The sequence below is a fragment of the Klebsiella sp. GG_Kp146 genome (assembly GCF_040061975.1).
GTDB classification, from domain to species: domain Bacteria; phylum Pseudomonadota; class Gammaproteobacteria; order Enterobacterales; family Enterobacteriaceae; genus Klebsiella; species Klebsiella quasipneumoniae.
The window spans coordinates 20,488-34,818 of the sequence record NZ_JBEAHA010000042.1 but is presented as its reverse complement, the minus strand read 5'-3'; the positions used below and the strand labels follow the sequence as shown (position 1 = coordinate 34,818).

8 protein-coding genes and 2 pseudogenes are annotated in these 14,331 nt (G+C 60.2%); 5 read left to right on the top strand and 5 right to left on the bottom strand.

Annotated elements, in window-relative coordinates:
- Positions 1 to 28: 28 nt before the first annotated feature.
- From ABLU95_RS24160 to ABLU95_RS24145, 4 genes and pseudogenes are all read left to right on the top strand, one after another.
- Positions 29 to 1,179 (top strand): annotated as a pseudogene (locus ABLU95_RS24160) (lactonase family protein).
- Positions 1,180 to 1,201: 22 nt separating this feature from the next.
- A complete protein-coding gene (locus ABLU95_RS24155) occupies positions 1,202 to 3,112 on the top strand; it encodes a PRD domain-containing protein (RefSeq protein ID WP_241515825.1) in 1,911 nt (636 codons plus the stop codon).
- A gap of 77 nt (positions 3,113 to 3,189) precedes the next feature.
- Positions 3,190 to 3,432, top strand: coding sequence for a type II toxin-antitoxin system RelB/DinJ family antitoxin (locus ABLU95_RS24150; RefSeq protein WP_023291757.1), 243 nt, complete (start codon positions 3,190 to 3,192; stop codon positions 3,430 to 3,432).
- Positions 3,422 to 3,706: pseudogene (locus tag ABLU95_RS24145) on the top strand (type II toxin-antitoxin system RelE/ParE family toxin). Before ABLU95_RS24150 ends, ABLU95_RS24145 begins: the two are co-directional and overlap by 11 nt.
- A gap of 3 nt (positions 3,707 to 3,709) precedes the next feature.
- On the opposite strand, the gene nrdG reads toward ABLU95_RS24145, so the two are convergent.
- From nrdG to treR, 5 genes are all read right to left on the bottom strand, one after another.
- Positions 3,710 to 4,174, bottom strand: coding sequence for an anaerobic ribonucleoside-triphosphate reductase-activating protein (nrdG, locus tag ABLU95_RS24140; RefSeq protein WP_012969085.1), 465 nt, complete (start codon positions 4,172 to 4,174; stop codon positions 3,710 to 3,712).
- Positions 4,175 to 4,500: 326 nt separating this feature from the next.
- Positions 4,501 to 6,639 carry an anaerobic ribonucleoside-triphosphate reductase gene (gene nrdD / locus ABLU95_RS24135; RefSeq protein WP_348880448.1) on the bottom strand — a complete coding sequence of 713 codons (2,139 nt, stop codon included), beginning with the start codon at positions 6,637 to 6,639 and terminating at the stop codon, positions 4,501 to 4,503.
- A 385-nt stretch (positions 6,640 to 7,024) separates the two neighbouring features.
- A complete protein-coding gene (gene treC, locus ABLU95_RS24130) occupies positions 7,025 to 8,680 on the bottom strand; it encodes an alpha,alpha-phosphotrehalase (protein ID WP_241515827.1) in 1,656 nt (551 codons plus the stop codon).
- 51 nt (positions 8,681 to 8,731) lie between these two features.
- Positions 8,732 to 10,150 carry a PTS trehalose transporter subunit IIBC gene (gene treB, locus ABLU95_RS24125; protein ID WP_023291762.1) on the bottom strand — a complete coding sequence of 473 codons (1,419 nt, stop codon included), beginning with the start codon at positions 10,148 to 10,150 and terminating at the stop codon, positions 8,732 to 8,734.
- Positions 10,151 to 10,280: 130 nt separating this feature from the next.
- Entirely contained in the window at positions 10,281 to 11,228 is a 948-nt protein-coding gene (gene treR / locus ABLU95_RS24120) for a trehalose operon repressor TreR (RefSeq protein ID WP_004206520.1), read from the bottom strand.
- 379 nt (positions 11,229 to 11,607) lie between these two features.
- Here treR and mgtA point away from each other — a divergent pair, with 379 nt between their 5' ends.
- Positions 11,608 to 14,316 (top strand): magnesium-translocating P-type ATPase, encoded by a 2,709-nt coding sequence (gene mgtA / locus ABLU95_RS24115; protein WP_218810428.1) that lies wholly within the window; start codon positions 11,608 to 11,610, stop codon positions 14,314 to 14,316.
- The last annotated feature ends 15 nt before the right edge of the window (positions 14,317 to 14,331 follow it).

Sequence of the window (14,331 nt, the reverse complement as noted above, 5' to 3'; positions counted from 1 at the left end):
TATCCCACTGAACCATCAAGGAGTTGCTATGCCTGTCGCTCGTCATCTGCTTGTCGCTTCACTGTCCCTGTTTGCCGCCGCCGCCGCCGCGCAAACTCACTATGCCTGGGTAGGCACCTATAATCCCAATGGCGAAGGTCTGTACCGCTTTACCGTTGACAGCCAAACCGGCGCGCTACGTGACAGGACGCTGGTGAGTTCGTTGCCGAACGCCGCTCAGCTGACCGCCTCGCGCGATGGCAAGACGCTGTATGCCGCCAGCGAGGTGGAGAAAGGCGTGGTGCAGGCGTGGCGCATTGAGAAGAACGGCGAGCTGACCGCACTCAATCAGGTCGCCTCCGGCGGCGCCGGTCCGGTTTATCTCTCCCTGACGCCGAACGGTAAACAGCTGCTGGTGGCCAACTACGTCAGCGGCAGCATCGCCGTGCTACCGGTGAAAGAAGACGGTAGCCTGGGTGAGGCGGTGGACAGGCATCAGGATGAAGGCCCGGCAGGGGCCGAACGCCCGGCGGCGGCCGTCGAGGGCAGCTTCGCCATCAGCGATCACAATGGCCCGCACGCCCATATGATCGCCGCCGATCCCAGCGGGAAATTTGTTTACTCCACCGATCTGGGACTGGATCGGATCTATCAGTATCGGCTGGATAGCGCCAGCGGCAAGCTGACGCCGAACGATCCGCCGTTTATCGCTGCCTCGTCGCCGGGAGCCGGCCCGCGCCACTTCGTCTTCACGCCAAAGGGCGACGGTCTGTGGCTGATTAACGAGGAAGCGTCGACGCTGACCTTCTATCATCTGGATCAGCAAAGCGGCCTGCTGCGCGAAGGCAAAACTGTCTCCGCGCTGCCGAAAGAGTATAAGGGCACCAGCTTTGCCGCCGGCCTGGCGCTGAGCAACGACGGCAAACAGCTGTACGTCGCCAACCGTCTGCATAACAGCATCGCCCACTTTACGGTGCAGGCCGACGGCCGCCTGCGCCACCAGGAGGATATCTGGACGCGCGGAGATTACCCCGCACGCTGACCCTGGATAATCAGGGGCAGTGGCTGTACGTCATGAACCAGCGTAGCGATAATATTACCCGCTTCAGCGTGGCGCCGAAGGATGGCAAATTGACCTTTGTCTCAGACTACACGCCGGTCGGCAGCCCATCGCAGATGGTGATTTCCGCCCAACCCTGAGCCGTAACCACAAGGAACTGACATGCGATTTCCCAACCAACGCTTAGCGCAACTCTTCACCCTGCTGCGGAATGAAACGCTGCCGCAGGATGAGCTGGCGCAACGCCTGTCGGTTTCCACTCGTACCGTGCGCGCCGATATTACCGCCCTGAATGCGCTACTGGCGCAGTATGGCGCGCAGTTTATCCTTAACCGCGGCAGCGGTTATCAGCTGAAAATTGATAACCCGGCGAGCTTTCAGGCGCTGGAGGAGACGGCGCCGAAGGCGCAGCATGTCCCGCGTACCGCCCAGGATCGCATCACTTTCCTGCTGGTGCGTTTTCTGACGTCGGCGTTCTCGATCAAGCTGGAAGACCTGGCGGATGAGTGGTTCGTCAGCCGCGCCACGCTGCAAAACGATATGGTCGAGGTGCGCGAGCGCTTCCAGCGCTATCAGCTAACCCTTGAAACCCGCCCGCGCCACGGCATGAAGCTGTTCGGTAGCGAGGTATCGGTTCGCACCTGCCTCACCGACCTGCTGTGGGAGCTAACCCAGCAGGGCGGTATCGCGCCGCCGATCGGCGCCGAGGCCTTTGCAGAGGAGGTGCCTGCGCTGCTGGAGCCGGTGCTGCAGGAGACGCTCACGCGCCACCATATTCGCCTCACTGACGTCGGCGAGCGCTTTATCGGCCTGTACGGGGCGGTGGTGGTGCGTCGCGTCAGCGAAGGCTACCCGCTGGCGGATTTTAGTGCTGAAGATGTGGCGCAGAACGTCCGCGATGCCGCGCGCGATCTGGCGGGCGAACTGCAGCGGCTGGCCGGTAAACCTTTATCGCCCGCGGAAGAAGAGTGGCTGTGCGTGCATATCGCCGCCCGTCAGGTACAGGACGTGGACCCGGAAACCATCAGCGCCGACGATGACGAAGCGCTGGTCAACTACATCCTGCGCTACATCAACAGCCAGTATAACTACAACCTGCTGGACGATGCCCAGCTGCACGCCGATCTGCTGACCCACATAAAGACCATGATCACCCGCGTGCGCTACCAGATCATGATCCCCAATCCGCTGCTGGATAACATCAAACAGCACTACCCGATGGCCTGGGATATGACCCTCGCCGCGGTCTCCAGCTGGGGCAAATATACTCCGTACACCATCAGCGAAAACGAAATCGGCTTTCTGGTGCTGCATATCGGCGTCGGGCTGGAGCGCCACTACAACATCGGCTACCAGCGTCAGCCGCAGGTGCTGCTGGTGTGCGATACCAGCAATGCGATGGTGCGGATGATCGAGGCGATCCTGCAGCGCAAATATCCGCAGCTGGAGATCGCCGCCACCATTTCCCAGCGCGAATACGAACAGCGGGACGCGATCGAGGCGGATTTTGTTATCTCCACGGTGCGGATCAGCGAAAAAGACAAGCCGGTAGTGACCATCGCGCCGTTCCCCACTGACTATCAACTGGATCAGATCGGCAAGCTGGTGCTGGTGGACCGTACCCGTCCATGGATGCTGAATAAGTACTTCGATGCCGCCCACTTCCGGGTGGTCGATACGCCGATGGATCAGCAAACGCTGTTCGCCGAGCTGTGCCAGCAGCTGCTGGAGGAAGGCTTTGTTGACGCCGAGTTTCATGCTTCGGTGGTGGAGCGTGAAGCGATTGTCAGCACCATGCTCGGCGATGGCATTGCGCTGCCGCACTCCCTGGGGCTACTGGCGAAAAAGACGGTGGTCTATACCGTCATTGCCCCGCAGGGCATCGTCTGGGGTGACGAAACCGCCCATATCATCTTCCTGCTCGCCATCAGCAAGCGCGAGTATGAAGAGGCGATGGCGATCTACGATATTTTCGTGACTTTCCTGCGCGAGCGCGCCATGAGCCGCCTCGCCGCGACCCGCAGCTTCGATGAGTTTAAAACGGTGGCGATGGAGTGCGTCAGCCGGTTTTGAGAGGCGTTTTCCAGATTCGAGTGTAATGCAAATGTAATGCTATAATGCATTACAAAATATCCCTTTCTGGAGGCATAATGGCCACGCTCAACGTTCGACTGGACGATAAACTCAAAAAAGAGGCTTATGCCGTGCTGGAGAAACTCGATATGACGCCAACGGAGGCGGTGCGCCTGCTGTTTCAATACATTGCGGAAAATGGCCGCATGCCAGTGAAAAGTATGACTATCAGCGATAGCGAAGCGGCATTATTACGCACCGTCCGCGAGCGGCTGGAAAACCCGCAGCCGGAGGTGAAGGTGAGTCTGGATGACCTATGAACTGGCGTTTGATCCGCGTGCCTGGCGCGAATGGCAGAAGCTTGGCGAGACGATCAAAAAACAGTTCAAAAATAAGCTCCAGCAGGTTGTGCAGAATCCGCGAATTGCATCGGTCAGTCTGAGTGATTAACCGGATTGCTACAAAATCAAGCTTAAGGCGTCAGGTTATCGGTTGGTGTATCAAGTACGGGATAGTGTGGTGGTGGTTTACGTTATTGCCATTGGCAAAAGAGAGAAAGCGGCCGTTTATCATCAGGCGAATAAACGGCTCTAAACGCTATCGCAAATGATGTACCACCTGGTTGCTGCTGCCGCGCCAGATCAGCGCCGGGTCTTTTAAATCCTGCACAAACTTACCGTCGACCAGCACGTTGATCAGGTTCACCACCTGCATCTGCGCCTCATTCAGCTCATCCAGTTTATAGCCGGTCCAGACCCAGATATCTTTGCCGGGGCATTCGGCACGCACGCGCTGAACCAGTTTGAGGATCTCCGCGACGTTCTGCGGATGCAGCGGATCGCCGCCGGAGAGTGAAATCCCCTGGCGTTTGATGCGGGTATCGTTGAGGTCGGCAATGATGCGGTCGGCCATCTCGGCGGTAAACGGCATGCCGGAGTTCACCCGCCAGGTGCTTTTGTTGTAGCAGCCGGGGCACTCATGGACGCAGCCGGAGACAAACAGGGTGCAGCGGGTGCCGGGGCCGTTGACAATATCTACCGGGTAGTATTGATGGTAATTCATTGTTTCCTCTTCTCATTTGCCGATGTAGCGGCGTTGGCTGCGCTCGCCCGGGTCACTTACTCCAGTAAGCTCCCCGGGACTTACTCGTTTGCCGCCTTGCTCTGACGCTAATGGCTTTGCGAAAACGGAGGTGCTGTGCATTTGTAAAGGGAACGGCTCCCGGCGTCGCTGCGCTCGCCCGGGCTACGAAAAGCCGCATACGCGGTTGTAGCCCGGATAAGGCGCTTTGCGCCGCGATCCGGGAACGGCGCCTTAGTGGCCAAACGGCTACGGAGCCGGTCCCTTCTCCCCGTTGGGGAGAGGGGGAGGGGCTAAACCAGCTGGAATTAACCGATCTGCCCGTTGCCCAGGTGCTTCACGCGGCGCTTCACTTCTTCCTGCTTGCCGGCGTTGAACGGACGCGCGTCCGGACTGCCGAGGTAGCCGCACACCCGACGGGTAACGGAAACGCGGGAGGCGTCGTGGTTACCGCATTTCGGGCAGGTAAAGCCCTTGCTGGTGCACTCGAACTCGCCGGTGAAACCGCACTCGTAGCACTCATCGATCGGCGTGTTAGTGCCGTAGTACGGCACATGCTGATAGCTGTAATCCCATACGTCTTCCAGCGCCTTCAGGTTGTGCTGGATGTTTGGGTATTCGCCGTAGCAAATGAAGCCCCCGTTAGCCAGCGGCGGATACGGCGCTTCAAAATCGATCTTGTCGTACGGGTTGACCTTCTTCTCCACGTCGAGGTGGAAGCTGTTGGTGTAGTAACCTTTGTCGGTCACGCCCTCCACCACGCCAAACTCGGCGGTGTCGAGACGGCAGAAGCGGTCGCACAGGTTTTCGCTCGGCGTGCTGTACAGGCTAAAGCCGTAGCCGGTCTCTTCTTTCCACAAATCGACGGCGTCGCGCAGGCGCTGGACGATGGCCACACCCTTCTCGCGCAGCTCCTCGCTGTCGTACATATGCTGGTTGCCGTACAGCGCATTGATAGTTTCATGGATACCGATATAGCCCAGCGAAATCGACGCCCGGCCGTTTTTAAAGATCTCGGCGACGTCGTCGTCGGCTTTCAGCCGTACGCCGCAGGCCCCTTCCATATAGAGGATCGGCGCCACGCGCGCTTTTACCCCTTCCAGGCGGGCAATGCGGGTCATCAGCGCTTTGCGCGCCAGCTGCAGGCGCTCGTCCAGCAGCGCCCAGAAGGCGGCTTCGTCGCCTTTCGCTTCCAGGGCGATGCGCGGCAGGTTGAGGCTGATGACGCCGAGGTTATTGCGCCCATCGTGCACCTGCTCGCCGTTCTCGTTTTCCCACACCCCGAGGAAGCTGCGGCAGCCCATCGGCGTTTTGAACGACCCGGTAACCTTCACCACCTGGTCGTAGTTGAGGATATCCGGGTACATGCGCTTGCTGGCGCACTCCAGCGCCAGCTGTTTGATGTCGTAGTTCGGGTCGCCGAACTTATGGTTCAGGCCGTCACGGATCGCGAACACCAGTTTCGGGAACACCGCGGTCTTACGGTTTTTACCGAGGCCGGCAATGCGGTTGCGCAGAATCGACTGCTGGATCAGCCGCGATTCCCAGCTGGTGCCGAGACCGAACCCGAAGGTGACGAACGGCGTCTGGCCGTTGGCGGTATGCAGCGTGTTAACCTCATACTCCAGCGACTGGAAGGCGTCGTAGCACTCTTTTTCGGTACGGGCGCGGGCATAGCCTTCGGCATCCGGGATCTGCCACTCTTCAGCGATTTTACGATGCTTGTTAAAGCTTTCGCTGACGAACGGCGCCAGCACTTCATCGATACGGTTGATGGTGGTGCCGCCGTAAATATGGCTGGCGACCTGGGCGATGATCTGCGCGGTCACCGCGGTGGCGGTAGAGATAGACTTCGGCGGCTCGATCTCCGCGTTGCCCATCTTAAAGCCCTGGGTCAGCATGCCTTTCAGGTCGATCAGCATGCAGTTAAACATCGGGAAGAAGGGCGAGTAATCGAGGTCATGATAGTGGATCATGCCGCGTTCGTGGGCCATCACCACATCGTGAGGCAGCAGGTGCTGTCGGGCGTAGTGCTTGGCGACGATACCGGCCAGCAGGTCGCGCTGGGTCGGGATGACTTTACTGTCCTTGTTGGCGTTTTCGTTGAGCAGCGCGGAGTTGGTCTGCTCGACGAGGCCGCGGATCTCCTGATTGAGGCGGCCGCGCTTCTCACGCTGGCTATCGCGGTCATGGCGATACTCAATGTAGGCGCGCGCCAGCTGCTTATAGGGGCCGGACATCAGCTGGTTTTCCACCGCGGTCTGGATCTCGTTGATGTCGACCTGGGCGCGGCCCTGCATTTGTTGGCTAACGACTTCTGCGACGGTGGCGCAATAGTCTGCGTCATCGACTCCCGCTGCTTTAGCTGCACGCAGAATTGCTTCCTGAATGCGCTCTGACTTGAACGGCACTTTACAGCCATCACGTTTCATCACATGCGGTGTCATGATCACTCCATATATAGAACAGGTTATCCACAGAGGCGGAGGTTATCCCGAAGGCGCTGCACGCTACGGCTCGTGCTGTTTGCCTTCAGATCCGGCCCGTTTTATCCACATCTCATCACCGCCAGACATCGACAAGATATGGTGACATAATAGACGATTAATACAACATGTAGGGCCGAGACGCATTTTAAGTTCTATATGTAGTGATTTGCATCAAAGATGTTTGCGATTTTATTGACCCAGAACAAGGTAAAAAGGTGAGAGTACGGATGATGGGCGCTGGCGATAAATGTAAATTTATCTGGCTGGAAAATAAGCAAAAATGCCTGGCGTTCGCCACCGGCGCCAGGCATGACCTTCTCATTTCGGGAGGGCAGGGGACACCTTACGCCTGCAGCCACCATACCGCTTCGAACGGCCGCAGCGTCAGCCCGGTTGGGCGGGGCGTGGTCTCGGCATAGTTGCTGATGATCATCTTCCACTCGCCCGGGGCGTCCTCAGGCTGCCAGGCCTGCAGGTCGCGGCCCAGGTTGGCGGCGACCACCAGCGTTTGTCCCTGCCACTGACGGCGATAGCACCACAGCGACGGATGGTCAGGCAGGAGATCCTGATAATCGCCCCAGGTCAGCAGCGGCAGGGTTTTACGCAGCGTAATCAGCTGCTGATAGGCATAAAACACCGAATCAGGGTCCGCCAGCGCCGCCTCGACGTTGATCTCCCGGTAGTTATCGCCAAGGCCGATCCACGGTTCGCCATCGCTAAAGCCACCGTTCTCGCCACCATGCCACGGCATCGGCGTGCGGCTGTTGTCGCGCGACTTGCTGGCAAGGATCGCCAGCAGTTCGTCCGGACTTTGCCCCTGCGCCGCACGTTCGATAAACATATTGTGGCTCTCAACGTCGCGATAATCGCTGATGCTGTTGAAGTGCGGATTGGTCATGCCGATCTCTTCGCCCTGATAAATATAGGGCGTGCCCTGCATGCCGTGCAGCACCATCGCCAGCATCTTCGCCGCCGGCACCCGGTACTCGCCTTCGTCGCCAAAGCGCGAGACGATGCGCGGCTGATCGTGATTACACCAGAACAGCGCGTTCCACGCCCGGTTGTGCATCCCCTGCTGCCAGTGGCGGAACAGCGCCTTCAGCGCCACATAGTCCGGGCGGGCGAGGGTCCACTTCTCCCCACCGGGATAATCGACTTTTAAATGGTGGAAGTTAAAGGTCATCGACAGCTCGCGGCCGTCCAGCGCGGCGTACTGCTGGCAGTGTTCCAGCGAGGTGGAAGACATCTCGCCGACGGTCATCAGATGACGCGGCGTGAAGACATCGCGGCTCATCTCCTGCAGGAACTCATGCACCCGCGGGCCGTCGGTGTAGAAGCGGCGGCCATCCCCGTCCGCATCGCAGGGAAAGGCCTGATCCTTCGAGATCAGGTTGACCACGTCGAGGCGCAGGCCGTCGACGCCGCGGTCGGCCCAGAATTCGCAGACCTTTTTCAGCTCGGCGCGCACCGCCGGGTTCTCCCAGTTGAGATCCGCCTGCTCAATGGCGAACAGGTGCAGATAATACTGACCGCTGTCGGCATGCCACTGCCAGGCGTTGCCGCCAAACTTGGAGCGCCAGTTGTTCGGCAGGGCGTCCGGTTCGCCGTCGCGCCAGATATAGAACTGACGGTAGGGGCTCTCCTTATTCAGCGACTGACGGAACCACTCGTGTTCGGTCGAGGTATGGTTCAGCACCATATCCAGCACGATGCGGATCCCGCGGGCCTTCGCTTCCGCCACCAGGGCGTCAAAATCGGCCATCGTGCCGTAGGAGGGATCGATGGCGGTGTAGTTTGCCACGTCGTAGCCGTTATCCACCTGCGGTGAAACGTAGAACGGCGTCAGCCAGATGGCGTCGACCCCAAGCTTTTGCAGATAGTCGAGGCGGGAGGTGACGCCGCGCAGGTCGCCGGTGCCGCTGCCGGTGGTATCCTGAAAACTCTTCGGATAGATTTGATAAATAACGCCGTTTTGCCACCAGTGGGGGAGATGATTCATAGTACTTTCCTGCTGCAACGAGGGGCGCCAAAGGCGCCCCGAAAGAAGAAGTTAGACAATCTGCAAGGTGCCCTGACGGTACTTGCGCTGATACACCACGGTGGTGAGGATAATCGGCACCACCACCGCGATGGCCATCGCCATGGCGTACACCTGCCAGTAGCTCGGCTGGATGGAGAGGATCCCCGGCAGGCCGCCGACGCCGATGCCGTTCGCCAGCACGCCGTTCAGGCCGCACAGCAGGCCGGCGAGGCCGGAGCCGATCATCGCGCACAGCATTGGGAAGCGGTACTTCAGGTTGATACCGTACATTGCCGGCTCGGTGACCCCGAGATAGGCGGAGATCGCCGCCGGTACCGAGATTTCACGTTCATTCTGCTTGCGGCTGGCGATGATGATGCCGACCACCGCCGACGCCTGGGCAATGTTGGACAGCGCAATCAGCGGCCACACCGGGGTCCCGCCCATGCTCTGGATCATCTGCATATCGATGGCGAGGGTGGTCTGATGGACGCCGGTAATCACCAGCGGCGCGTAGAGGAAGCCAAACAGCGCGGCGCCGATCGGCGCGAAGCTGCCGGTTAACAGATGGCGCACTGCGAAGGCCACGCCGTCGCCGATCAGGCGGCCGAACGGACCGATAATGGCGTGCGCGAGGAATACCGCGAGGATCAGCGAGCAGACCGGCACAATGACCAGATAGAGGTAGTCAGGCACAATGCGCTTGAGGCGCGTCTCGATAAAGCCTAAGGTCAGGCCCGCCAGCAGGGCCGGTATGACCTGCGCCTGGTAGCCGACTTTAGCAATGGTAAACAGGCCGAAGTTCCACACCTCCGGCACCTGCTGGCCGAGGAGATAGGCGTTCATCAGCTGCGGGGATACCAGGGTCACGCCCAGGACGATCCCGAGGATCGGCGTACCGCCCATCTTCTTCACCGCCGACCAGCAGATCCCCACCGGCAGATAGAAGAAGATCGCCTCGCCAATCAGCCACAGGAAGTCATAGATGGTTTTCAGCGACGGGTGCATCTGGGCCAGCGTCTGGCCGTTGCTCATGGGTAAGTCGCCGATGACGTTGCGGAAACCGAGGATCAGACCGCCGCTGATCAGCGCCGGCAGCAGTGGGAAGAAGATCTCGGCGAAGTGCGAGATCAGCTGTTCATGCCACTTCATATTTTGCCGCGCGGCCTGTTTGACCTGCTCTTTATCGGCGGAAGTCTGACCGGTGGTCGCCAGCAGGGCCTTGTAGTAATCACCCACCTCGGTGCCGATGACCACCTGGAACTGACCGGCGTTAGTGAAGCATCCCTTCACCATGCGCAGTTGCTCAATCTCTTTTGGTCTGGCGATGGCCGGGTCGTTCAGCACAAAGCGCAAACGGGTAATACAGTGGCTGACGGTGGCGATATTGCCGCGCCCGCCCACCAGTTCGATCAGTTTATCGATGTCCTGCTGGTTTACTTTGCTCATGATGAAGCCTCAAAAACAGAGGGGAGAGATGCCGTTTTTACCTTGAGGGCATCCTAACCGTTCCGCTTGATTTGCAAAATGGGAACGTTCCCGAAACCCGGCGACGATCACATAAATCGCCCGAACGAGATTAATTGAGGGCGGCGGGAATGACGATCTGGCGGGGATCGACGCTGCCGGCGATCTGCTCGATCAACTGCCGGGCGGCCCGGCGTCCGGACTCGGCATAGCCAGGATCGACGGTCAATATTTCCGGGTGGAGAAACTTCATCAGCGGCGTGCTGCCGACGCTGGCGAGCTGCAGCGCATCGCGGCCCTGCTGCTGGAGATATTTGCTGGCGCCGAGGGCGAGGGTATCGGTGGCGCACACCAGGGCGCTGGTCTCGGCCGTCAGCACGCTGGCGACGGTGTCATACCCCTGCTTCATGCCCAGCCCCGGCAGGGCGGCGGTGGGCGTCAGGCGATGCTTTTTACAGAAGGCGAGGTAGGCGAGATGGCGGCGTTCGCCGGTGGTGACGTCGCTGTGCGGTACGCCAAGGAAGCTGATGTGGCGATGTCCGCGCTCGTAGAGCCGCTGCATCAGCAGCGTGATGGCCCCCTCGTCGTCATAGCACACCGAGGCGAAGCCGGGGGCGTCGCGGGCCATCAGCACCAGGGTGTCGCGCCAGGGAGCGAGCATCGCCTCGTCGATGCCGGTAAAACCGAACAGCACCACGCCGTCAATATTACGCCGGGCGAGCATGCCGAGATGCTCCTCCACCAGCCCAGGGGAGAACTGACTCTCCATCATAATCGGGTCGTAACCCTGCTCATAAAAGGCGGGCAGCATGGTCTGCACGGCGAGGTTTTCCGACAGCGAATCGAGACGGGTGACGATAATCGCCACCACTTTATCGCTCTGGCCGCGCATGGCGCGGGCGGAGCGGGAGGGCGAGAAACCGTGCTGCTGCATCACCGCTTCGACGCGCTCGCGGGTCCGTTCGCTGACCCCGCTCTCGTTGTTGAGGACGCGGGATACCGTTGATTTCCCTACGCCGCTTAAGCGCGCGATATCTTTGATGGTCAGCCGGTTCTGCATGCGGAATTCTCGTCAGGGTGGGTAGAAGTGAGCCTAATGCTACTCAACCAAACCGCAATGAGCAAAGTCTGGTTTACGTTCGGTTTAGTTGCGCGGGTTTATCATCGCCATTATTGCCACACAATCCTCAACGAGGGCGCTATAATCCGCGCCGTTTATATTCAATTACCGGAGATAGTTATGGACCCCGATCCCACTCCTCATCCTCGATGGAGCAACCTTTCTTTCCGGTAAGCCTGTTTAACACTGCTTTACCGGAAAGCGTAAAGCAGTGACGTCCTTGATGTCCCTGCCATAAAAATAACATGCCTGACAGGTAGGTTTTGCTACGCCCGTCGGCAACGCTGCGTTCGCTTGCGCGAGCGCGGAGGGACTGTTTATGCTGAAAAATTATACCCGGCAGCTGTTCGCACAGCTTAGCCGCCATCTGCCACGCCGTTTAGTCCAGCGCGATCCGCTGCCGGACGCCCGCCATCTGGCGAGCGGCCCCATTCCTGAGTCGCTGGGCAAACAGTGCCTGGACGTGGCGGCGATGGACGACCAGGAGATCTGGCGCGCCTTTGACAGCCACCCTGAAGGGCTCAATGAAGGCGAAGTGGCGGCGAAAATCCTTAAACACGGCGACAACCAGATCCCGGCGCAGAAGCCCTCGCCGTGGTGGGTGCATCTGTGGACCTGCTACCGCAACCCGTTCAATCTGCTGCTGACGGTGCTCGGCGTCGTCTCCTATTCCACCGAAGATCTGTTCGCCGCCGGGGTGATCGCCCTGATGGTGGGGATCTCGACGCTGCTCAACTTCATCCAGGAGGCGCGCTCGACCAAAGCGGCGGATGCGCTGAAGGCGATGGTGAGCAATACCGCCACCGTGCTGCGGGTGGTCAACGAACAGGGGGAGAGCCGCTGGCTGGAGCTGCCTATCGACCAGCTGGTGCCGGGCGACATCATCCGGCTGTCGGCGGGGGACATGATCCCGGCGGACCTGCGTATCCTGCAGGCGCGGGATCTGTTCGTCGCCCAGGCCTCGCTGACCGGCGAATCGCTGCCGGTGGAGAAAGTGGCCCGCAGCCGCGATCCGCTGCAGCAGAACCCGCTGGAGTGCGACACCCTGTGTTTTATGGGCACCAACGTGGTGAGCGGCTCGGCGCAGGCCATCGTCTTCGCCACCGGCGGCCACACCTGGTTTGGTCAACTGGCCGGCCGCGTCAGCGAGCAGGAGAGCGAGCCGAACGCCTTCCAGAAAGGCATCAGCCGGGTGAGTATGCTGCTGATCCGCTTTATGCTGGTGATGGCCCCGGTGGTGTTGCTGATCAATGGCTACACCAAAGGCGACTGGTGGGAGGCGGCGCTGTTCGCGCTGTCGGTAGCGGTCGGCCTGACGCCGGAGATGCTGCCGATGATCGTCACCTCGACGCTGGCGCGCGGGGCGGTAAAGCTGTCGAAGCAAAAGGTCATCGTGAAGCACCTCGACGCCATTCAGAACTTTGGCGCGATGGACATCCTCTGCACCGATAAAACCGGCACCCTGACCCAGGATAAGATTGTGCTGGAGAACCATACCGACGTCTCCGGCAAGGTCAGCGAGCGCGTACTGCATGCCGCCTGGCTGAACAGCCACTACCAGACCGGGTTGAAAAATCTGCTCGACACCGCGGTGCTGGAGGGCGTTGAGCTGGAGGCCGCCCGCGGGCTGGCGGCGCGCTGGCAGAAAGTGGATGAGATCCCCTTCGATTTCGAACGCCGCCGCATGTCGGTGGTGGTGAAAGAGGAGGACGCCGCGCATCAGCTGATCTGCAAAGGGGCGCTGCAGGAGATCCTCAACGTCTCAACCCAGGTGCGCTACAACGGCGATATCGTGCCGCTGGACGACACCATGCTGCGCCGCATTCGCCGGGTCACTGACACCCTCAACCGGCAGGGGCTGCGGGTGGTGGCGGTGGCGACCAAGTACCTGCCGGCCCGCGAAGGCGACTACCAGCGCGCCGATGAGTCGGACCTGATCCTTGAAGGCTACATCGCCTTCCTCGATCCGCCGAAAGAGACCACCGCCCCGGCGCTGAAAGCGTTAAAAGCCAGCGGCATCACGGTGAAGATCCTCACCGGCGACAGCGAGCTGGTGGCGGCGAAGGTGTGCCATGAAGTGGGGCTGGATGCCGGCGAAGTGGTGATTGGCAGCCAGATTGAAGCCATGAGCGACGACGAGCTGGCGGCGCTGGCGAAACGCACCACGCTCTTCGCCCGCCTGGCGCCGCTGCATAAGGAGCGCATCGTGACGCTGCTGAAACGCGAAGGCCACGTGGTGGGCTTTATGGGCGACGGCATCAACGACGCCCCGGCGCTGCGCGCGGCGGACATCGGCATCTCGGTCGACGGCGCGGTGGATATCGCCCGCGAGGCGGCGGATATCATTCTGCTGGAGAAAAGCCTGATGGTGCTGGAGGAGGGGGTGATCGAAGGCCGCCGCACTTTCGCCAACATGCTTAAGTACATCAAAATGACCGCCAGCTCCAACTTCGGCAATGTCTTCAGCGTGCTGGTGGCCAGCGCCTTCCTGCCGTTTCTGCCGATGCTGCCGCTGCACCTGTTGATTCAGAACCTGCTGTACGATGTCTCCCAGGTGGCGATCCCGTTCGATAATGTCGACGATGAACAGATCCGCAAGCCGCAGCGCTGGAACCCGGCCGACCTCGGACGCTTTATGGTCTTCTTCGGCCCGATCAGCTCGATTTTCGACATCCTCACCTTCGGCCTGATGTGGTGGGTGTTCCACGCCAATACCGTGGAGATGCAGACCCTGTTCCAGTCCGGCTGGTTTATTGAAGGGCTGTTGTCGCAAACGCTGATCGTGCACATGATCCGCACCCGGCGCATTCCGTTCGTCCAGAGCCGCGCCGCCTGGCCGCTTTTCGCCATGACCCTGGTGGTGATGGCGGTGGGGATCGCGCTGCCGTTCTCGCCGCTGGCGGGCTATCTGCAGCTGCAGGCCCTGCCGCTGAGCTACTTCCCATGGCTGGTGGCGATCCTGGCGGGCTATATGGTGTTGACCCAAACGGTCAAAGGCTTCTACAGCCGCCGCTACGGCTGGCAGTGAGGGGAAGGTTTGCGG